This window comes from Phycisphaeraceae bacterium (assembly GCA_020851465.1).
Classification (GTDB): domain Bacteria; phylum Planctomycetota; class Phycisphaerae; order Phycisphaerales; family Phycisphaeraceae; genus JADZCR01.
On the sequence record JADZCR010000001.1, the window covers coordinates 44,558 to 66,056 of the forward strand.

Here is a 21,499-nt window from a genome sequence, read left to right on the forward strand (position 1 = left end):
TGTTTTCACGTCGCGCCGCAATGCTGAAAATTCACGATGTAAACGATGTGATTCAGAATTTCTGATTTTGAGCTATACTTATCCGCAAGGACAATCCGAATGCTTTCTCAAACCGTTGAATATGCTCTCCGTGCGGTCACTTGTCTGGCGCAAAATGCTGATCGTCCTCTGACCGCCAAACAGCTATCCGAACTGACCAAAGTTCCGCACGGCTATCTCTCGAAAGTGCTCCAGCCGTTGGCGCGTGGCGGGCTGCTCCGTTCGCAGCGGGGACTGCACGGCGGATTTATGCTCGCGATGCCGCCGGATACCGTCACCATCCTTCGCGTGGTCAACATGGTTGACCCGATCAACCGAATCACCACCTGTCCGCTCAACATCAAATCTCACGGCAAGACGCTCTGTCCCCTGCATCGCAAGCTCGATGATGTGGCGGCCTTGATCGAGCGGGCATTCGGCGGCGTCACCATCGCTGACATGCTCAAACCTTCCAATCATTCCACGCCGCTCTGCGATCTGACGATCGGTCGCTCCTCCTGATACGGTTGGCGCACCGGATCCCTTTTACCCATCCCAACTCTATTTTTCATGAGTGCGTGCCGGCAAGTTCGGCCTGATGCCGCATCGCGCCGCCTGGACGCAACAGCGGATCGCGCAACGCGTAATTCTCTCCGCGGCTCATCTGGTCGAGCATTGCCTTTCCCCGCTTGAGATCGTCGATCGACAGCTTGCCCTCGCGGACCATCTCGACATACGGCTGGATATCGCGCTGGCGGTAGAGGTCGGCAAAGCGACGGTAAAACTCTTCACGCGGCAGCCGCGTCGGCAGCACCGCGTGCAGGCAGTCATAGCAGGTGTAGTCGTCGGTGATCAGCTTATCCTTCATATCACGGTACAGGCCGGTCCCCGGCAACGGTGTGAGTACGGTGAACTGCGTGTGAGTAATGCCGTGTCGCGTCACGTATTCCTGGAGACGGTCGAAGTCTTCGGCTTCCCACTGCGGATCGACGATGAACGCGCCCCAGATGATGACACCCAGATCCTGGAGGATACGAATCGCCCGGTCATTGACGGTGGCGGTGTTTTTCTTGCCGACGGCGGCGAGGGTTTTATCCGAACCTTCCAATCCCAGAAGCATCGCGTACAGACCGACATCCACCCACTTTTTGACCAGCTCCGGATGCCGAACGATGGCATCAGTGCGGCACTCCATGCTGTAGCGTTTGGTGATTCCCTCGGCGCGGATCATGTCGGCGATCCGGGATTCACGGGTATGGTTGAGCATGAAATTATCGTCAACGAAAGTGACGTGGCTGGTCGGAATCTCGCGCAGCTCCTTGAGTACGCGATCGGGTGACATCATGTGAGTGGCGCCGTCGTGAAATTCCCAGACGCTACAGAAATTGCAGCGATAGGGGCAGCCGCGTCCGGTCGCCATCGACGTATCGGGTCGATCAAAGAGGAAGTAATACTGCGAGCGATAGGCAGCGGTCAGGTCTCGACGGGGAATCGCCAGGTTGTCGAGGACGGGAGGCGGCATCATGCGAGGCGGAGGACGAAACGCGCCTGAAGACTGCCTGAGCATGACGCTGCCAAGCTCAGTGAGGTCGCCGCCGTGTGCCAGGGCCTCGACCAAGGCCGCCATCGCTGGCTCACCGTCACCTCGGACGATGGCATCGACATGGGGAGTGAAGAAATCCTCCGGCAGGAGGCTGGCGTGGTGTCCGCCGACGACGGTGAATATGTCGCTGGAGATTTCCTTGACCTGTTTTGCGACTTCAAGCGCAGCGTAAACCTCAGGCGTCAACGCGGTGATACCCACGAGATCGGGCTGAAACTTTTTGACTGCCTCGACCAGGTTCTCACCACAACGAAGATCAATGATGCGTACATCGTGATCGGGTAACGCGCCGGCAAGCATCTCCAGCGCCAGCGGCTCCGGCATTGCCACAAGACGGAAACCGAAGTTTTTCTGTTCAAAGTCGGGTTGGACCAGAAGGATCTTCATGGCGTTTTCCTCATTCGTCGGGCGGAAACTCACGGCCGAACGAGTTGATCCGATCTCGGACAGATGCACGGCTCACAGCACGAACGACGATATTCACTCGCGACGGGTGCGGGCGACTTCCCGCAGAAATGCTTCGGCTTCCTCGTCGGATGCGAATGGGTTGCCAATCGTAAACCACAATCCTTCCGGTCCGACAGCACGGATGATTGCCAGTGCGTCATGGCCGTCTTTGGCCACCACCTGCACGCTTTTCCCCGCAGCGCGGATGCGCTGATAAACCGGAATCCAGTCCGCTGCGGACCCGTGACCGTCGCCATAGATCCACTGCACCGCATCAAGCCGGGGTAATTCCAGCAGCAGATCAAGATGGCGCAGCGCAGCGGGGCCATCGAGATGAAACAGGTTGCGGTCGCAGGCGTCGATCTCCGTGCTGATGTCGGGCAGAACCATCTCCCGCGCGATGTCATGATTGACCATGCACCAGAAGTCGCAGTTGGGAAGGTAAGCACGACCCTGGTGATACACCTGCGTCCAGGTCGTCGAACCCATGCCTGCGGCTGCGACGATCTGGTAGAGGCGGTCGAATGACTCGGTGTAGCCGCGTGTTACCTGACGACCCGCGGCGAGCACAGCGTCGGGACAGTCGAGCAGGTCCATGCAGAGCATTTGCGGGTCGCGCAATCCTGCGAGGATGTCGTAGTTGCCGTGCAGATCGGCAATTCCCACGAGAAAGCGTCCGCGCGACTCCGCCACCGCGCGACGGGTGGCCTCCTCGATCCAACGCCAATACGGCTGGTCGAAGTTCGGCTCGGCGGTCGCAAAGCGGGACCATTCCTCAGGATCGTGAATGACCGGCCGGGACCAGCTCGAATTTCGGGAGAACTCCAGTTCACACCCATACAGCGTGGCGGTCAGCTCCGGCCCAAGATTGGGGTAATACACCGGAAGGCTGTCCCCCAGATGATTGCCCTGCTCGAGCGAGGTGATAGCTCTCTCGATTTGGTAGTCCATGTCGAACCACCTCTCACGTTCGCTCGCGTGAGTTTTTGTCGGTATGGGTTTGGCGTGCTCCTTGTCCGACAACGCCCAGAGCGATACCGGCGGGCGATCCACCACCTGCCCTTTCCACCATGCTTCAAAACGCGCAATGGTCTTATCGAAGTCGGGTTTGAATTCGAGATGTCGTAGCATCGGCACGGCGGTTGAAGACATCGTTAGTAGCCTCGGTTGCAGCCCCAAACGGGCTTAGTTGTATGAACCATGATCGAGGCAGGCCTCGTACATCGCTTCGAGGCTCGCCATCGGCGTGCCAGGCGGAAGGTTGTTGCCTTCCTGAAGAATGAAGCGTCCCCCCCGCTTGATGCCGCTGTTAAGAATGTCCGTGGTTCGCTGGTAAACCTGGCTGGGCGTGCCGCGCAAAAGCAGATCGACCTCCGGCCCGCCGCTAATTTCGACGTCCTCACCCAATTCCTGACGGATACGACCATGGTCGATGGGGAAGCCGGTATCAAAGCTGGATACCCCAAGTTGCTCGTGAATGATGGGGAAAAGATGCGATGCCTTACCGCAGAGATGGATGAGGCGCGGCACATCTGCGCTGACCGAATCAAAATACCGACGATGGTGCGGCAGCACCCGATCGATGTACATCTGCGGACCGATCATGGCACAGGAATCATCAGCGAGGATGTTGGAGACGCTGACCCGGTCGCCCCAGTACGCATAAAAAGTCTTGCGGCGGATGATGGCGGCATCAGTCACAAATCCCAAAAGACGATCAGCGTATTCGGGGTCTTCCACCAGATCAGTCAGAAAATCGCTGCCGCGCAGATTACAGGCCAACGTCACCGGTCCGTCGGTCCAGACCGGCGCCCACGGCGCTAATCGCACCGGACGGCCCTCAAATGTCATCCCTTTGCAAATCGCATCCATTTCTTTCCAGAAGTCGAGGTACTTTTTCAGAAAACCGCTTTCCAACGGGTGATGAAGATCGCGGTCGAAGATGGTGTGCTTGTTCTCTTCGGTCAAAATCGGCTCGGTGGAAGGCACCTGACCCGGCGGGAAATACACCTGCCCTCCCAGGAACGCGGTCTCCGCCACGTTGTAAAGCCGCAGGCCGATGTCCCAGACTTCGGGTAAACCCGTGGGCGCATCGGTGAACTTGTTAAGAGTCGTGCTCAGATAATGCAGGTAGCGCAACTGCACCTCAACATGCTCGCGGGGAATGGACGCGGCACGCTCAAAGGTATGACCAGCCGTATTGAGTGTCGGGTTCATCACGTAAACACGCGGGTTGGTATTCAACCGCACTGGAACGCGAGTGGGACGTCGATCGGCATAGGCTTTCCAGACTTGCGCTTTTTCTTCATTAGTTGGATAAGGCCGGCTCATTCAAACAACTCCTTCATAAGCCGTGATGACGGCAAAAAATGCGATCCGGACAGCCGATCGTCGGCTATCCGTCCGCAGTCCCGCAGAACGACACGGCTGCGAGAATCCGCCCTTGATTCATGGCTGGATAACCCCGATCACTTGTGCCACCCAGCCAACGTGTAATAATAATACATTTAAGTCTCTTTATCCGCTATTATCGGGTAACTCGAAATTTTCCGGAAAATCACACATGGAAATGACCCCTCGTCAACGGTGGCTCGCACTGATGGCCGGCAAGCCGACCGATCGCATCGTCACCGACTATCGAGGCACAACGGAAGTCACTGACCGACTGGTCCGGGAGCTTAACTGTCCCAACCGCGAAGCCCTGTGGCGCAGGCTCCACGCCGATTTCCCCACCAGCGTCAGCCCAACCTGGAAACTCAAACATCACCCCGATGACCCCGAAGCGGATCAATGGGGCATCCGGTATCGGAATATCAACTATGGCACCGGTGAGTACCGCGAGTCGGACCACCACCCGCTCGCTGCAGCCCAGAGCGTGGCGGACATTCATCGCCACCGATGGCCAAGTCCCGATGACTTTGACTACTCCTCGGTGACCACGGGCCTCGAAGAGGACAACGGCCATCGACTCATGATCGGTTCGAGCTATGAGCCGTTTTTGCTTTACGGCTACATGCGCGGCCTCGAACAATCCTTTGAGGACTTGCTGGTCTATCCTGAAATCGCCGACGCCGTACTCGGCCACCTTTTTGATTTTTATTACGAATACAACCGCCGCATTTTTGAGGCTGCCAAGAAAGCGTCACGCGGAAAGATTGATCTGTTTTATCTGGCGGAGGATCTGGGCGGACAGACTGGCCCACTCATGAGTCTGGAGATGTATCGCCGTTATCTGATGCCTAATCAGGTGAAGATGGCTGACCTGGTGCGCTCCTATGACATCCACGTTTTCTATCACACGGATGGAGCGGCCTTGTCGTTTCTGCCGGACTTGATCGATGTCGTGGGTATCGAGATCCTCAACCCCGTTCAATGGCGCTGCCCCGGCATGGAGCGTGATCGACTGGTCCGGGAGTTCGGCAAGAAGATCATTTTCCACGGGGCGATGGACAACCAGCAGACCATGCCATTCGGTACGGTCCAGGACGTGATCGCCGAGGTCAAGGAAAACAAGCGCATCTTGGGTTCCAGCCCGCGCGGCTGGGTCTGCGCCCCCTGCCACAACCTTCAGGCGGTGACTCCCACGGAAAACATCCTTGCGCTTTACGACACGATTTACGAAATCGGTGCCAACTGATCCTCCGCCGTTCAACTGCACCGATTGACGGCTTTCCCCGCCTGCCCGCCAGAGCTGGATACCTATTGTGGATAGATTTGTCCTGATATCTTTGCCTATAGTGTCTGACGCTCACTAGAGCGTCGTAACGGTTTGGTCGGTAAAGCGGGACTGAAAAGTTTTATCTGCTGCATCGAGCGATTCCTTGAAGATAACCGCCCAGGAGAATGTCATGACTGCCGGCAATCCGCGTTTCAAGGTGACCTTGGAAACGATGGTGCCGGACCTGCTCGCGCAACATCCTCAGGCCCGTGAGGTTCTGGACCAGTACGGCTTGAAAGGTTGCGGCGGGCCAATGGGGCCGCACGAAACGCTCCGTTTTTTCGCCCGCGCGCACGGCGTGGGGGAGGCGGAGTTGATGACGAAACTTCAACAGGTCATCGCACCGGGCATTCAGCGGCGCATGACCAGCGAAACACCTGATCCGATCGACTCCATCTACCGCCGCTTCTTCGTCGCCGGCATCGTTGTTGTGCTGACGGCCGGCGCGACATGGGGCGCATACCTGCTTTGGAAGATCGGGTTCGCCAAGAGTTTCACCTCCGTCTCGGTGTTGGAGGTCAACGCCCACGGCCATGCTCAGATTTTCGGCTGGGTCGGACTTTTCATCATGGGGTTTGCGCTCCAGGCTTTTCCGCGCATGTGGCATACACGGCTAGTCGCACCGCCTCTGGCGGGCCTCTCGTTTGTCGTGATGCTGGCCGGTATCGCCATCCGCACGACAGGCATGGCTGCCAACGGCTACTCATGGGCGGTACCCACAGCCATGGTCGGCGGCACGCTTCAGCTGCTGGCGGTGCTGACGTTTGTCACTCAACTGGGGCTGACCTTTCGACAGAGCAAGGCGAGACTTGAGCCGTACATCGGCTTCATCGCACTGGGGATGTTCTGGTTTGCAGCCCAAACCGTGATGTCGATATGGCATACCTGGACCACCATGACCGCGACCTCCAGAGAGGAATTGCTCTGGTACGTCTCCACCTATCAGGCACCGCTCCGCGACCTTCAGGTTCACGGTCTGGCACTGTTCATGATCATCGGGGTTTCCATTCGGATGCTGCCCGCCCTGCTGGGGCTGCCGGAAACAAGTGATCGTCGCGGATGGGTCGTGTTGGTGCTGCTGACCGTGGCGGTCGTCAGCGAGTGTCTGATCTTTCTGGCTTACCGCTGGACACAAAATCATGTTTACGCAGGAATGCTGCTGATCCCCTGGATTCTGCTGGCGACGGGTATCTGTATCGTTGCGTTGCCGTGGAAGCTGTGGCGGCCGTTCTCCGACGAGGAAGCCCGCCGCGACCGCATCGGCAAGTTCATCCGAGCTGCCTACGGCTGGCTGGCGATCTCGCTGACGATGTTGCTGCTGTTTCCTGTTTACCTCTACTTCTGGAGCCGAGGAACCGAATTCAGCCACGCCTATCACGGCGCGATCCGACATGCGATTACCGTAGGCTTTGTCTCGCTGATGATCATGGGTATCGCAGCGAAAGTGGTCCCCACGCTCAACGGCGTGGACCCGCGACGACTCACCGCGCTGTGGGGCCCTTTCATCCTGGTCAACCTCGGCTGCTTCCTCCGCGTCACCACACAGACGCTCACCGACTGGAATCCCTTTTTCTTCCGGGTCGTGGGAATCAGCGGGGTGCTGGAAGTGACCGGTCTTGCGTGGTGGGGTGCTGGACTGTTGCAGATCCTCTGGCGCGGCAGGCAGGAACTAGCAGCCGCGGCTGGGAAAAAACCCGACTCAATCGTCGGCCACCACCGCGTGAGCGATGTGCTGGAGTGGTTCCCGTCAACGATCGATGTATTTCTCAAGCATCGCTTCACGCCGCTGACCAATCCGCTCCTCCGCGCGACATTGGCGCGAGGCGTCACACTGGCGACGGCTACGAGCCTCCACCGTGTTCCGCTGGATCAGCTTCTGGCTGACTTGAACGCGGCAATCCGCGGCCTCGGAAACAACGGCTCCAACGGACCAACAACCTCCGATGGCTGCGAGACCTCACACGCGGAGGCGCAGCCGGTGGATGCGGAATCGAAAATCAAGCTCCCCATCCTTCCCGGTCATTAACCTGCCGATCAACTTTTCTTCATTGAATCAATGCTCATTCCGACGGCGATGCACGCGGAGTCCAGCCTCTGCTGCCTGACCGCGAGGGTGAACATCCCGCACCGATCAAAAGATTCCTCTCTGTATTCGCATGAATCTCCCGCAACGACGTGAAGGGGTGTTTGTTATCTGATAAAAATATCCGTATATCTCTTGTCGAAATATTGCGACAAAAAGTTTTGAGTCGGCAAGTGGAGTTTCACCAACCGAATTGGGAGCGACGATGACAACCATTGACAGCCAAACGATGGTCGGCGCACTGGTGGCTGAGCGGCCGAGCCGTTCGCGGGTGTTTGAGAGCTTAGGTATTGACTATTGCTGTGGCGGGAAAAAATCGCTTGCCGATGCCTGCCGCGCCAAAGGGCTTGATCCGGCATCGGTCATCGCGTTGCTTGCCGCAGTCGAGCCTGCCCCCGCTGACAAAACCGGGACAGACTGGGCGACCGCCGGCCTAGCGCAGCTTTGTGACCACATTGAGCAGACTCATCACGCCTATCTGAAGCGCGAGTTGCCCCGCATGGGAGCGATCGTGCGCAAGGTGGCGGCTGTCCACGGCGAGCATCACTTCGAGCTGCGGGAAATCAACAAGCTGTTCATGGGTCTCTCTGCGGAGATGATGCAACACATGATGAAGGAGGAACACATTCTCTTTCCCATGATCCGCCGACTCGAAACCGCCAAAACCCGGCCCAGCTTTCACTGCGGCAGCGTCGGCAACCCGATCCGGGTCATGGAGCACGAGCACGACAGCGCGGACAACGCCACCGTGCGCATCCGGCAGTTAACCGGAGATTACGCCATGCCTCCCGACGGCTGCGAGTCCTATCGAGCCATGCTTGATGGCTTGGCGCACATGGAAACCGACCTGCATCAGCACATTCACAAGGAAAACAATATCTTATTCCCGCGTGCCATCACTCTCGAAGCGAGGCTTGGCTCGTAAATCCCCACAGATCAAGCAACACAGGAACAGACGCATGCGTAAGAACATCGTGCTGGCGGTCGGAGTCTCTGCGTTATTCACAGGGTCGGCTTTGGCGCAGAGCGATGTCGAGTCGCTCCGGCAGGAGGTCGCACAGCTACGAGCTGCCAATGAGGAGATGCGGCAGCAGATCGACACCCTGATGGCGGATAAGGACCATCAATGGCTGGACCAGCGCCGTGCTGTGGAAGTCAAAGCACTGGTGAAGGAAGTGCTTGCCGATGCCGACACCCGCGCCAGCCTCGCTGACAGCGGGATTACCGCCGGGCACAACAGCGCGGGCTTTTTCCTCGCCAGTGAAGACGGCGCGTTTCTGCTACGTACTTCCGGGTTTCTGCAAATACGGTACGTCGCAGCCTTCCGCGAGTCGTCATCCGTGACCCCAGCGGGTTTTGATACCGGCGAAAACGGACTCCAGATGCGGCGCGTCAAGCTGGCGTTCGAGGGACATGTCGCCAGCCCGAAAGTGCAATACAAAATCCAGTTCGATGTCGATCGCAACACGTCAACCATCGGCACGCAGGACCTGTGGATCGCCTATTCGCCGGTGGAGGAGTTTCGAGTGCTTGGAGGACGATTCGCGGATCGCTTTGCGCGTGAAGCGATGATGAGCGGGAAAAATCTCCAGGCTGCTGATCGCACCGCTGTCGCGCAAATCTGGGCCGGCGGCGATGATTACGTAGAGGGCATCGCTGCTGAGTGGAAGATCGGCGACAACATCATCTGGTCCGGGTCCATCAACGACGGCCTCAACTCAGGAACACCCAACGCGACCGGCGCAACTTCCGGATTTCAAACTGGCGGGCACGATTTCCAGAATGACGCCACCGACTTTGCCCTGACCTCGCGGATCGAGCTGGCACTGATGGGTGACTTCAAGAACAGCTCTGATGCGGAAGCCTGGAGCAGTTCGCCGGACCCGCAGGTTTTTCTCGGCGCAGCGATTCATTACGAGCTGGGTGAAACCGGCGACCGCCAGCGTGCCGCGTCATTCACTGTAACGCCGACGGGAGCGGCTGCGACCACCATCACCTACGACAGCTTCATTCAGTGGACCGCCGATGCGCTGGTGAAATTTCAGGGCCTGAGCGTGATGGGTGCGGTTTACGGCTGGCATATCCAGGATGCCGTCGTCCTGCCGGGCGGTGCGCTGCCGGCCGGCGACACGGGAACACTCGATCAATACGCAGCCACCATCCAGGCGGGCTACTTCGTGATTCCCGACAAGCTCGAGCCTTTCGTGCGCTATGAATGGATCACCGTCGATGACGCGCTGGCTGCCAATGATCTGCACGCGCTGACAACCGGATTCAACTACTTCCTGCGCAAACATGCGACCAAGTTCACGCTCGATGCGGTCTGGGCGATGAGCAATATCAACTCCGTCAACACTCTGGGAGTCGGCATCAGCGGCACCGGCCTGCTGCCTGATGCCTCCGGCGAGGACGATCAAGTCGTCATCAGAGGACAGGTGCAGTTGATCTTCTGATCGTGATAAAAATCACTGCTCGACAGGCTCAAGGCGAGAGACGTTCGAGTCGCCAGGTACGATCGGACTCCAGGCGATAGCGCAGCCGATCGTGCAGACGACTCGGACGACCCTGCCAGAACTCGATCAAATGCGGCAACACGCGGTAGCCGCCCCAGAACGGCGGCAGCGGGACGACACCCGATTGCCCGTACTTCTTTTCCACTTCTCGAAACTGTTTCTTGAGAACTTCATGCGACTCGAGCACTTCACTTTGATGTGACGCCCACGCACCGAGCTGACTGTCGCGCGGTCGCGAGTGGAAGTATTCCTCCGACTCCTGCTGTGTGGTCTGCTCCACCGTGCCTTCGATGCGTATCTGCCGGGCCAGCTCCAGCCAGAGAAAAGTCAACGCCACCTTTGGATTGGCGGCCATTTCGCATCCCTTGGCACTCTGGCGATTGGTGTAGAAAACAAACCCGCGCGGCTCCACCGCCTTGAGCAGCACCACACGAGAAGCCGGCGAACCATCCGCCTTGATCGTCGATAAAGTCATCGCGTTGGGTTCGAGAACCTTGGCCTTGATCGCCTGTGTGAACCACTTCTCGAATTGCGAGATCGGGTCGGAATCAAAATCACGCTCGCGCAGGTCTCCCAGCGCGAGAGTGTAAGCGCGACGTAGGTGAGCCAGAATCATCAACGGCAATTCTCCGTGACATTGTTCCAGATGCAGCCGTTGCGGCTCCTCACTCCAGCTATCCGCCGAAGCGGATCGGCTGAAGCCTGCCGTAAGGCTGACACTGAACGAATCGCCGTCAGATTATCGCGAAGCAGCCGGCGCACACCAGCGACCCACAGTGACCACGGGGCGGCCGGCTGTGACTGCCGCGGAGTCGTTGGTTTCCCGGAACGTCGGCGGCTCATAGGTCCAGCCCTCTTTGAGACGGCGTTCTTCCTGACGAAGTTTATGGAGGATAAACCGGCCGGCCAATGGTGCGATGATTCGTGCCTTGATTCCGGTCTCTCGATACAAGTCGTTCAGCACCGCACCGAGTCGCGCTTTCAGAGCTGCATTGCCGGCAAACCACTGCCTGGCTGCCCAGAGCACGCCCGCATAAGACGTCGCCAGCTCCCTGCCTTCCCAGCGGAACCGATCACGAACGCGGGGGTTCGGGTGGTTTCGATGGCGTTTCCATCCCCGCAGGGTCGTCCTCGCAACGCGGGCAACGCTTGGACCATTGACTTCAAAGTCGCGGGTGAATGCGCGGATGAGAAATTCCGTCTCCATCCCCGCGGGAATGCCGGGGTGTCGGAAATTAAAGCGCAACTGGCCGTGTGTGTCAGCAACGTCATTGCATTCCGGATCGGTCAGCGAACCGTTGGCTTTGTGTTCCGCAAAAAGCGGCGTGCCCGGAATCGGCGTGTAAAGCATGAACTGATGAAACTCGGTGTCGTGCTTGACTGCGTATGCGATCGCATCGTCGATATTGTCGGGGGTGTGGTTTTCCATACCGACGATGCTTGAGCCGAGCACGCGGACGCCGTTGTCCTGTAGTTCGCGTACCAGCGTCATGGTGTCAGCGCCGCTGAGCTTGGCGTACTGGGAGTCCTCCCCTTCGAGGCCCATCCAGACCCAGGAAATTCCCAGGCTGATGAGTTGCTCCATGGAGTAGGAGCGCAGGACGTTGGCGGAGCTGAAGACGTAGAGCGACCAGGCTTTGCCATTGGCTTCCATCAATTCGAGCAGGCGTAGCGCGCGTTTGCGATGAAGGAGAAAGTTTTCATCCATCACGAAAAAGGAGCGGACTTTCATGTCGCGTTCAAGATCGACCATGACCTGATAAAGCTCATCACCGGTCTCGAAGAAGTTGAGGAACTTTCCTTTGCCGCCGAACATCGCCGAGGTCGCGCAGAAGTTGCAACCGACGGGGCAGCCGACGGAGGGGATGAGGGTGGCCGCGGTGTCTCCGGGTTTTTCACCCAGGGCGATTCCCATGCTGCGTGCGCCCAGGCCGGAAATGATGCGAGGATGCTTCAGCGGCTGCTCGTCATCCTCGCCCAGGTAGCGTCGAAACCAACTGACACCCTCGCCGCGGACGATATGGTCCGCGTCGATCCGGGCGTGCAGTTTGGGAAGATTGGCGACGTGACCGCCGACGACGATCTGCGCGTCGGGCTGAATCTCGCGGATGAGGCGGCACATTTCCTTCACCTTGCCGACATTGGGAATGATGGCCCCGATGCCGATCACGTCATAGCGGTTGCGCTTAATCTCCTCGATGAACTGCTCACGAGGCGCAAAATCCAGCAGCGTGCAGGGTGCGGAAATGTTGGCTTGAATCAGCATCAGGCCCCACGAGCGGTGAAACATCCGCAGGGAGAAAGGCCCCTGAACCCGCGTGACCTGATTGTGATACAGCTCCATCGGATTGATGGAGCGACTGCCGTAGTCATCATCCTGCGCGTAAGGCCCGAACACGCTGCAAAGCAGCACACGCGCTTCACTGCCCAGAGGATGACGCGGCCCTGTCGGCGAAAGATCAAGTGCCCGTTGGCCCGTAACGGGCGGCATAACCGGTGCTGTCTGCAACATGGTGTTTTCGATTCGTAACAGAGGGAGGGAAACAGGGGCGGCTCCGACTCGTCATCAACCCTGTCAACGGCTGATGATCCGGCATGAACCGCGGAATCAGGATTGAAGCCCGGAGCAGAGAGAAACTGCTGCTGCTCCGAGCTTCAACCTGCACAACTAAAGGTCACGGTTTTGACTGGGAAGGTTTGGATGCCAGTGGGTCCAGTGTGTTTTTGGGAAGATTCAATCCAACGGGCTTTTGACCGGGATCGAGTCCGCGACGCTGCGCCATTTCCCGACCCACCGCAGCGATGTCCGACGGGGACAGCACTTCCGAAGCGGTGGGAAAGACCACGCGGTCTTCGTAGGCGATATGACGCTCGTAAATCGTCACCAGTGATTCGAGCAATTCCTCCAGCCGCGCTGTCTGTGCGGCTGAGATGGTTCCATCCGCCAGCCACCGCCGGCCAAGCTCGTCCACTTCATCATGCAGACGAACCGCCATCGCGTGATCCGCTTCGAGCCTGGCCATCTCGGCGAGCATGGCAGCGACCCGGTCGTCACGCAGGGACCTCATCCGTGGAAAAAGGGACGACTCCTCATCGGCGGTGTGACGCGGCGCAGCAGTCGAAAAATAGCGCAACGCCACCTCAAGGGCCTCGCGATGGGAAGCGTCGAGCGGCCCGCCATGTGATTCACGGCAGACACGCTGGAGAATGCCCAAAAATCGCTCGATCCGCCGGTGACAATCGCTCAGCAGAGCCATTGGCTGATCGAATCCACTCTGATGCGGGCCGTTGAGACTGATTGGCAATTGAACCTCCACGGGCGGGCAGTTCAGCACAGCGTAACCCCGGAGAGGCGGTCATGCACCGCGCATGATTTTTTGCTCTTGTCAGTCACGGTATCGGCTGGTACACTCCCAGTCAAGATATGAGGATATTTTTATCCGTTGTGAGGTTGCGACTGATATCAAAAAGCGCCGAATACGCAGTCCGGGCATTGATTTGCCTCTCACGGAATCCCGATCATCCGTTGACATCACAACGGTTGGCGGCGGCGGCGGCGGTGTCGCCGACTTATCTCAAAAAAGTTCTGCACCAACTCGGTCGAGCGCGACTCGTTCAAGGACGACGCGGAGCCGGCGGCGGTTTTGTGCTCGGCGTTCCCGCCCACAAATTAACGGTCCAGGCTGTCGTTCACGCAGTGGACAACGGCCACGTGCGCGCTCAGCGGCCGCCGAGACAGTCCGGCTGTGTTCACGCAGCGGGTACCTGTCATCGCCCTATTGCGGAGCTTTTTGCGCGAATTCAAAACCTGCTCGCGGAAACGACGATCGCGGATTTGACGCCGCCGGGTCCGGTCCCCTTGCAGCCCGCACAGATCGGGACTGTGATCAGAGGAGGATGTGCAGTTGACCGTTAGTGCTTCGGGATGTTTCGCCCGTGAGGGTGAGTATGGCTGCTTCGCAGGCGATGAGTTGCGAAGCCCGATCTCTGTTGTGATGACGAAATCACGAAGCACTGGAAATCGAGCACGCCGGCCAAACTCAAAAAGTGCGGCTTTGAAGCCTCCGGGCAGACGTTGTGGAAAACTTTCGTTTAACTATTTGACAAACAACTCCGTGTCGCCGATAAATAGATATAGTGATCTTTTTATCACCTAAACCGAGGCGGCATCACGAGGCGCTCCGATGAAACACCTCAACCGATTCACCGTCCCTGTGTCCGTTCGCAACCAAGCCCTCTCCCCGTGGCTGGGAGTGCTCACCGCCGCCGCCGTCGCCGTTTCGGCTTCGTGTGATTCGGCGGGGCCTGGGCAGAGCGGCTCAACAGCCGGTACACCGACAGCAACCCCTTCCGCTTCCGTGGTCCCGGCGGCACCTCCCACGACGCAGGCTGCCGCCGCGGACGCACGGACGATTTTCGCCGCCAACTGCGCGAGTTGTCACGGCACCGAAGGCAAGGGTGACGGGCCTGCTGCCTACCTCGTTTACCCCAAGCCGCGAAACTTCACGACTGGCTCTTTCCGGTTCAAGTCCACTCCCACTGACCAGCCCCCCACCGCTGACGATCTGCGACGGATCATCAAGGGCGGTATCCAGCGGACCGCCATGCCGTCCTTCGCCGGCACTCTCACGGATGAACAGATCGACATGGTCGGCCAGTACGTCGTCTCGCTGGGCCCCAAGCACGAGGGTTCCGATCCTCTCACACCATTGAAAGTTCCCGACGCTCCCACGCTGGATCAATCCCTGGCTCAACAGGGCAAGCTGATTTATCAGAGCATCGGTTGCGCGGTCTGCCACGGCGAGACGGGCAAGGGTGACGGCCCATCGTCGAACACGCTGGCTGACACCGACGGCTATCCGCTGCCGGCGGCTGACTTCACAATGGGTGTGTACAAGAGCGGCTCGACGCCGGGCGATCTCTACCGGGCGGTATATCTGGGTGTACCAGGCACACCGATGCCCGCGTTCGGAGAAAGCTTCAAGTCCCTGCCGAAGATCGAAGGAGTCAACCCGCAGACCGATGCGACGTGGGCACTGGTGGCGTTTCTCAAGAGTCTGGAAACCCCGCGTGAAGAAACCGGTGTCTCTCCCGGCGCGGTCATCACCGCAACGGCTGCTTCCGATGCGGAAATGCTGAAAAACCCACTGCATGCCGGATGGGAAAAGGTCAAGCCTGTTGCAGCCACTCTTCAGCCGCTGTGGCAGCGGCGCTCGTTCGCTCGCTCCATCGAGGTGCGGGCGGTGCAGGTGGGCGATCAGATCGCGTTTCGTCTGGATTGGCCGGACACCACCGTGGATACGGTGGCGGGCGTGAACAGCTTCGCCGATGCCGGGGCATTGATGTTCAGCCTCAGCGACGGCATTCCGCCGCTGACGATGGGTGCGGGCTTCCGTGCGGGTGATGTCGAAGCTCTGGTGAACATCTGGCAGTGGAAGGCGAGCCGTCAGCTCAACGCTGACGAGTCGCGCCTGCACGATACGGTGAAGGCCGATGTGCATCCGCCTGCTGACATGTACATGTTCAAGAAAGGTGACCCTGTAAAGGGTCCGATCACTGAACACGACAAGACCTACATCACCGCATGGGGCGCAGGCAATCCGAATGCCGACCCGGCTCTGCAACTGCGGCCGGTGATCGAGTCCAACGCTGCGGGCTTCGGTTCGTTGACGCAGCAGCCCGTGGGTGAGCAGAACGTCGAAGGCGCAGCGAAGTGGCGTGACGGCCGCTGGTGCGTCCTGATGTCGCGGACGCTCAAGCCCGCCAACAAGACCGACGTGAATTTTGTGCGATCCACACGTGTTCCGGTCGCCTTTGCGGTCTGGGATGGTCACTCCGGTGACCGTAACGGGACCAAACTTATTTCAGGGTGGTACTGGCTGGAAATCAAGCCGTAATCGTCTGGGAACCAATCATTCGGACGCAGGAGCAGGACCAAAGCCATGAAAGAAGAAACAAAACCCAGCAACCCGGCGCCGGACTCGGCCGCCGGCTCGCCCATCGAAGTCTCCCGACGCCAATTCATGGGAGTGGTCGGTGCCGTGGGCGTCACGGCTTTCGCCTGGCCTTCGCTGGGCGGATTAGCTCCGGTGGTGGGCGTCAATGATCCACTGGCAGCCTACCCCTCACGAGACTGGGAGGCGGTTTATCGCGATCAATATCGCTATGACCGAACCTTCACCTGGATCTGTGCTCCCAACGACACGCACATGTGCCGCATGCGCGCGTTCGTCCGTAACGGAATCATGGTCCGTTCGGAGCAGAACTACGACAGCGACAAGATCGGCGACTGCTACGGCAATCGCGCCACTGTCGGCTGGAACCCGCGCGGATGTCCCAAGGGCTTTACCTTCCAGCGTCGCCTGTACGGCCCCTACCGTCTGCGCGGTCCGGTCGTGCGCAAGGGCTGGAAGCAGTGGGCTGATGATGGTTTCCCTAGCCTCTCGGATAAACCTGAGCTGCGATCCAAATACAAGTTCGACAGTCGCGGCAGCGATACTTTCGTCCGCCTGCCGTGGGAGGAAATCTCCACCTACGTCGCCAAGGGCATGATGGCGGTCGCCAAGACCTACAGCGGTGATGACGGCAAACGCCGCCTGCTGGCTGACGGCTACGACCCCTTGATGCTCAAGCCATGGAAAGGCGCCGGCACCTCCACCATGAAGATGGGTTCAAACCTGCCCATTCACGGCATGGTGGGGAAATACGGTCTCTATCGATTGGTAAACATGACCGGTCTCATCGACCACCATGTGCGTGGCGTGAGTGCTGACGATGCCGTCGGCGCACGGGACTGGAATGAATACACATGGCGCGGCGATCAGGCTCCGGGCGGACCTTTCGCCACCGGACTTCAGACCTCCGAGTGCGACATCAACGATCTGCGCTACAGCCGTTTCCTCCTCCATGTCGGTAAGAATCTGGTCGAAAACAAAATGGCTGACACGCACTGGTTCATTGAAACCATGGAGCGTGGCGGCAAGATCGTCTGCATCACCCCCGACTATGCCGCACCATCCGCCAAGAGCGATTACTGGATCGGTGTGCGTCCCGGTCTTTCCGACCTGGCGGTGCTGCTGGGTGTCGCCAAGCTCATCATCGACAACAACTGGCACGACGTAGATTTCTGCCGCCGCTTCACTGACTTCCCCCTGCTGGTGCGTACCGACAACCTTCAGCGTCTGCGTCCGCAGGATGTGTTCAAGGGATACGTAATTAAAGACATCAAGGGCGGTCCGTCCTACAAGGCGCACGGCCTGACCGACGAGCAGCGTCAGTCCATCGGCGACTTCTGCATGTGGGACGCCAAGAAGGGTCAGGTCGTCGCGGTGTCGCGTGACGAGGTGGGTGAAAAGCTCGCGTTCGAGCCGGCACTCGACGGAACCTTCACGGTCGAGACGATCGACGGCAAGCGCGTCGAAGTCATGCCGGTGCTCGAAATGTATCGCCGCCACCTCAAGGATTACGACCTCAAGACGGTCCAGGAACTCAGCGGGGCCGACCCCGTGCTCGTGGAACGGCTCGCCAAGGATCTGGCGACGATCAAGCCCGCGGCAATCCACGTCGGCGAAGGCGTCAACCACTACTTCCACGCCACGCTGCACAACCGCGTCTGCTTCATGCTCGTGGCTCTGACAGGCAACATCGGCAAGCACGGAACCGGCTCGCACACATGGGCCGGCAACTACAAGGGCGCGTTGTTCCAGGGCGCGTCGTGGGCCGGTCCGGGTGTGGGTGCTTACATCTACGAAGACCCCTTCAACCCCGTCCTCGATGAGAAGGGCGTGATCGATCATCACCACATGCGCCATTGCTCATCCAATGAGGAACCCAGCTACTGGGCCTATGGCGAGAAGGTGCTGAAGATCAAAACGGCGCAGGGTGAAAAGCTCTTCACCGGCCAGACGCACCTGCCCACTCCGACAAAACTCATCTGGTACAACAACGCCAACTTCCTCAATCAGTCCAAGTGGATCTACGACCTGATCCAGAACGTGCTGCCCAAGGTTGACATGATCATCGACCAGCAGATGGAATGGACCGGTTCGGCCGAGTACGCCGACATCGTCCTGCCCGTCAACTCGTGGGTGGAGTTCCAGGATCTTGAGATCGGCGGATCGTGCTCGAACCCGTTCATCCAGGCGTGGGGCGGCGACGCGCTCAAGCCGGTGCATGATTCACGCGATGACGCCATGGTCTTTTCGCTCGTCGGTGACGCCTTCACCGCCATCACGGGCGACAAGCGGTTCAGCGATTATTGGAAGTACATCAAGGAGCGCAAGAGCCGCGTCTATATCCAGCGGGTTCTCGACTCGTGCATCACCACCCGCGGCAAAGATGGCCCATACCAGATCGACCGCATGATGCGCGGTGAGTACGGCGGCCAGCCCGGCTCGGCTCTGTGGCTTTTCCGTACCTATCCGCGCGTGGCGTTCTACGAACAGGTCCACGACAACGTCCCGTTCTACACCGACTCAGGACGGCTCGCCTCCTACTGCGATCTGCCCGAAGCGATCGAGTACGGCGAAAATCTCATCGTCCACCGCGAAGGTGTGGAAGCGACGCCCTACCTGCCGAACGTCATCGTCTCGACCAGTCCCTACATCAGGCCGCAGAGCTACGGCATCGCTCTGGACTCACTCGATCCCGACGAGCGAAGCGTGCGAAACGTCAAGATGTCCTGGGAGGAAGTCAAAAAGACGGTCAATCCGCTCTGGGCGCAGGGTTTCCGCTTCTTCTGCTCGACACCCAAAAGCCGTCACAGCACGCACTCCTCGTGGTCCACGGTGGACTGGAACTGGATCTGGTCCTGCAATCACGGCGACCCGTACCGCGCGGACAAGCGCGCTCCGGGCGTCGGCGACCGGCAGATTCAGATGAATCCGCAGGCCGCCAAGGACCTGGGACTCAACGCCGGCGACTATGTCTGGGTGGACGCCAATCCACAGGACCGGCCGTACCGCGGCTGGAAGGAAAACGATTTCCGCTACCGCGCCTTCCGCTGCATGGTGCGGTTGAAGGTCAATCCCGCGCTGCCTTACCACATGACCATCATGAAGCACACGGGCTGGATCGCCAGTGAGCGAACGGTCAAGGCGGCCGAGTCACGGCCGGACGGACAGGCACTGGCGGAGGATACGGGTTATCAGGCGAGCTACCGGTACGGCTCGCACCAGTCGATCACCCGCGGCTGGCTCCCGCCCATGCACCAGACCGACACACTCTTCCACAAGAAGACCGGCGGCATGGGATTCAAGTACGGCTCCGACGTGGACAACCACGCGATCAATACCGTGCCCAAGGAAACGCTCGTCCGCGTCATCAAGGCGGAGGATGGCGGAATCGGCGGCAAAGGCATCTGGGCTCCGGCGCTCTCAGGCTTCGGACCCGAAAGCCATGAACCTAAAAACCTCGCTTACCTCAGCGGTTCTCTGACGACGCTGGGGACACCAGGAGGCGGCGATGAGTATTGAACTCAACCAGCCTGCTCACCCCGCGTCACGGCCGGCGGAGCCGGACCATCCTCTGATTCTCGATGGCGGCGTCGTCCCCGGCGATGCGTCTCTGATGGTTCGCTGCATGATCGAAGAGCTCCTCCAGATCGGTATCCCCCGACAGGAGCTGCTGGCGATGAGTCGTGATCCTAATTTTCAGGGACTTTTCGCGGCGCGGCGTGATCTGGGAGATCAGACGATGGACGCCCTGATCGACGGCGCTTTTAACCGCGTCGGTCGCCATCGTCACCGCACCGTGGAGTTCACCGGTGACGTTCAGTCCGCCACGTTGACCATCGGGGGATCCAGTAAGGAGCCAAACCGTGCCTAATGTTTACAACTGGCAACTCGGCCGTGAGATGAGCTATCCCTACGAAGAACACCACCCGGAGTGGCAGTTCGCCTTTGTCTTCAACATCAACCGCTGCATCGCCTGCCAGACCTGCACCATGGCGTGCAAGAGCACCTGGACCTTCTCACGCGGTCAGGAATACATGTGGTGGAACAACGTCGAGACCAAGCCCTTCGGCGGATACCCGCAGAACTGGGACTCGAAGCTGCTCAACCTTCTCAATGCCGCCAACCCCGACGGTCAGGTCTGGAACCCTGAAGCGGAAAAAACCCAGCAGGCTCCCTTCGGGACGTTCGACGGCAAGACCATCTTTGAAGCGGTGGACAAACAGTACGACGAGACCGGCCCCAAACGGGCGCTGGGCTACATCCCCACCGATCAGGAATGGCAGGCCCCCAACATCCACGAGGAAACCGCAACGGGTGAAGCGTGGAACAAGGAGGCCTTCGGCAGCAGCGCGCAGCTTCCTGAACACAAAGTCTGGTACTTCTACCTTCAGCGGCTTTGTAATCACTGCACCTATCCCGGCTGCCTCGCGGCCTGCCCGCGCCAGGCGATCTACAAGCGGCCGGAAGACGGCATCGTGCTCATCGATCAGTCCCGATGCCAGGGCTACAAGAAATGCGTCGAAGCATGCCCTTACAAAAAGTCCATGTATCGCACGACCACCGGCACAAGCGAAAAGTGTGTCGGTTGCTATCCACGCATCGAAGGCAAAGACCCGCACATCAGCCCCAACGGTGAACCGGCGGAAACACGCTGCATGGCTGTCTGCCCCGGCAAAATCCGTCTTCAGGGTCTGGTCAAGATCGGTCCCGACGGCAAGTGGGCGGAAGACCGTTGGAGCCCGCTGTATTACCTGATCCGTGAGCGGAAAATCGCCCTGCCGCTCTATCCTCAGTTCGGTACCGAACCTAATGGTTTCTACATCCCGCCCCGCTGGGTGCCCCGCCCCTACCTGACGCAGATGTTCGGGCCGGGCGTCGAATCGGCGATCGAGCAATACTCCTGCCCCGACCGCGACCTGCTGGCGGTGCTCCAGCTTTTCCGCGCCACGCAGCAGATCATCTTCCGCTACGAAGTGAAACAGGGACCGAAGGTCGCCGAAATCGAAGTGACGATGCCCAACGGCAAGACCAAGGTGCAGGAGATCTACAACGACACCGTGCTCGGATACAACAAGTTCGGTGTCGAGGTCGTCCGCACAACAATCGAAGAGCCGTCGTTCGAGCGTAATGCTGAACTGCACATGAACAGCATCTGAGAGGATC

The 21,499-nt window shown here is 59.2% G+C and carries 16 protein-coding genes; 10 read left to right on the plus strand and 6 right to left on the minus strand.

Annotated elements, in window-relative coordinates:
* The first annotated feature begins 99 nt into the window (after nucleotides 1–99).
* A complete protein-coding gene (locus IT444_00205; GenBank protein MCC7191174.1) occupies nucleotides 100–540 on the plus strand; it encodes an Rrf2 family transcriptional regulator in 441 nt (146 codons plus the stop codon).
* A 46-nt stretch (nucleotides 541–586) separates the two neighbouring features.
* On the opposite strand, the gene IT444_00210 is transcribed toward IT444_00205, so the two are convergent.
* The 3 genes from IT444_00210 to IT444_00220 all read right to left on the minus strand — a co-directional run bounded on the left by IT444_00210 (nucleotide 587) and on the right by IT444_00220 (nucleotide 4,399).
* Nucleotides 587–2,008 (minus strand): cobalamin-dependent protein, encoded by a 1,422-nt coding sequence (locus IT444_00210; GenBank protein MCC7191175.1) that lies wholly within the window; start codon nucleotides 2,006–2,008, stop codon nucleotides 587–589.
* 93 nt (nucleotides 2,009–2,101) lie between these two features.
* On the minus strand, nucleotides 2,102–3,220 hold the full coding sequence (locus IT444_00215; protein ID MCC7191176.1) for a hypothetical protein: 1,119 nt from the start codon (nucleotides 3,218–3,220) through the stop codon (nucleotides 2,102–2,104).
* Between the two features lie 33 nt (nucleotides 3,221–3,253).
* Complete coding sequence (locus IT444_00220; protein MCC7191177.1) at nucleotides 3,254–4,399, minus strand: hypothetical protein; 1,146 nt, start codon at nucleotides 4,397–4,399, stop codon at nucleotides 3,254–3,256.
* A 232-nt stretch (nucleotides 4,400–4,631) separates the two neighbouring features.
* Here IT444_00220 and IT444_00225 point away from each other — a divergent pair, with 232 nt between their 5' ends.
* From IT444_00225 to IT444_00240, 4 genes are all read left to right on the plus strand, one after another.
* Nucleotides 4,632–5,705, plus strand: coding sequence for a hypothetical protein (locus tag IT444_00225; GenBank protein ID MCC7191178.1), 1,074 nt, complete (start codon nucleotides 4,632–4,634; stop codon nucleotides 5,703–5,705).
* 211 nt (nucleotides 5,706–5,916) lie between these two features.
* The gene (locus IT444_00230) at nucleotides 5,917–7,812 is read left to right on the plus strand and encodes a DUF1858 domain-containing protein (protein MCC7191179.1); all 1,896 of its coding nucleotides are present in this window, start codon (nucleotides 5,917–5,919) and stop codon (nucleotides 7,810–7,812) included.
* Nucleotides 7,813–8,074: 262 nt separating this feature from the next.
* Nucleotides 8,075–8,794, plus strand: a complete 720-nt coding sequence (ric, locus tag IT444_00235; GenBank protein MCC7191180.1) for an iron-sulfur cluster repair di-iron protein — start codon at nucleotides 8,075–8,077, stop codon at nucleotides 8,792–8,794.
* 34 nt (nucleotides 8,795–8,828) lie between these two features.
* Nucleotides 8,829–10,322: a hypothetical protein gene (locus IT444_00240; GenBank protein MCC7191181.1), complete on the plus strand. Its 1,494-nt coding sequence runs from the start codon at nucleotides 8,829–8,831 to the stop codon at nucleotides 10,320–10,322.
* Between the two features lie 28 nt (nucleotides 10,323–10,350).
* Here the strand turns inward: IT444_00240 and pdxH are convergent, their stop codons facing one another.
* From pdxH to IT444_00255, 3 genes are all read right to left on the minus strand, one after another.
* A complete protein-coding gene (pdxH, locus tag IT444_00245; GenBank protein MCC7191182.1) occupies nucleotides 10,351–10,998 on the minus strand; it encodes a pyridoxamine 5'-phosphate oxidase in 648 nt (215 codons plus the stop codon).
* A gap of 123 nt (nucleotides 10,999–11,121) precedes the next feature.
* Nucleotides 11,122–12,894, minus strand: coding sequence for a cobalamin-dependent protein (locus tag IT444_00250; GenBank protein ID MCC7191183.1), 1,773 nt, complete (start codon nucleotides 12,892–12,894; stop codon nucleotides 11,122–11,124).
* Between the two features lie 163 nt (nucleotides 12,895–13,057).
* Nucleotides 13,058–13,687: a hemerythrin domain-containing protein gene (locus IT444_00255; GenBank protein ID MCC7191184.1), complete on the minus strand. Its 630-nt coding sequence runs from the start codon at nucleotides 13,685–13,687 to the stop codon at nucleotides 13,058–13,060.
* Nucleotides 13,688–13,875: 188 nt separating this feature from the next.
* On the opposite strand from IT444_00255, the gene IT444_00260 reads away from it, so the two are divergent.
* The 5 genes from IT444_00260 to IT444_00280 all read left to right on the plus strand — a co-directional run bounded on the left by IT444_00260 (nucleotide 13,876) and on the right by IT444_00280 (nucleotide 21,492).
* Nucleotides 13,876–14,298, plus strand: coding sequence for an Rrf2 family transcriptional regulator (locus IT444_00260; protein ID MCC7191185.1), 423 nt, complete (start codon nucleotides 13,876–13,878; stop codon nucleotides 14,296–14,298).
* Between the two features lie 268 nt (nucleotides 14,299–14,566).
* Complete coding sequence (locus IT444_00265) at nucleotides 14,567–16,279, plus strand: c-type cytochrome (protein ID MCC7191186.1); 1,713 nt, start codon at nucleotides 14,567–14,569, stop codon at nucleotides 16,277–16,279.
* A gap of 45 nt (nucleotides 16,280–16,324) precedes the next feature.
* On the plus strand, nucleotides 16,325–19,855 hold the full coding sequence (locus IT444_00270; GenBank protein MCC7191187.1) for a molybdopterin-dependent oxidoreductase: 3,531 nt from the start codon (nucleotides 16,325–16,327) through the stop codon (nucleotides 19,853–19,855).
* On the plus strand, nucleotides 19,845–20,207 hold the full coding sequence (locus IT444_00275; protein MCC7191188.1) for a hypothetical protein: 363 nt from the start codon (nucleotides 19,845–19,847) through the stop codon (nucleotides 20,205–20,207). Before IT444_00270 ends, IT444_00275 begins: the two co-directional genes overlap by 11 nt.
* Nucleotides 20,200–21,492: a 4Fe-4S dicluster domain-containing protein gene (locus IT444_00280; protein ID MCC7191189.1), complete on the plus strand. Its 1,293-nt coding sequence runs from the start codon at nucleotides 20,200–20,202 to the stop codon at nucleotides 21,490–21,492. Before IT444_00275 ends, IT444_00280 begins: the two co-directional genes overlap by 8 nt.
* Nucleotides 21,493–21,499: the final 7 nt, after the last annotated feature.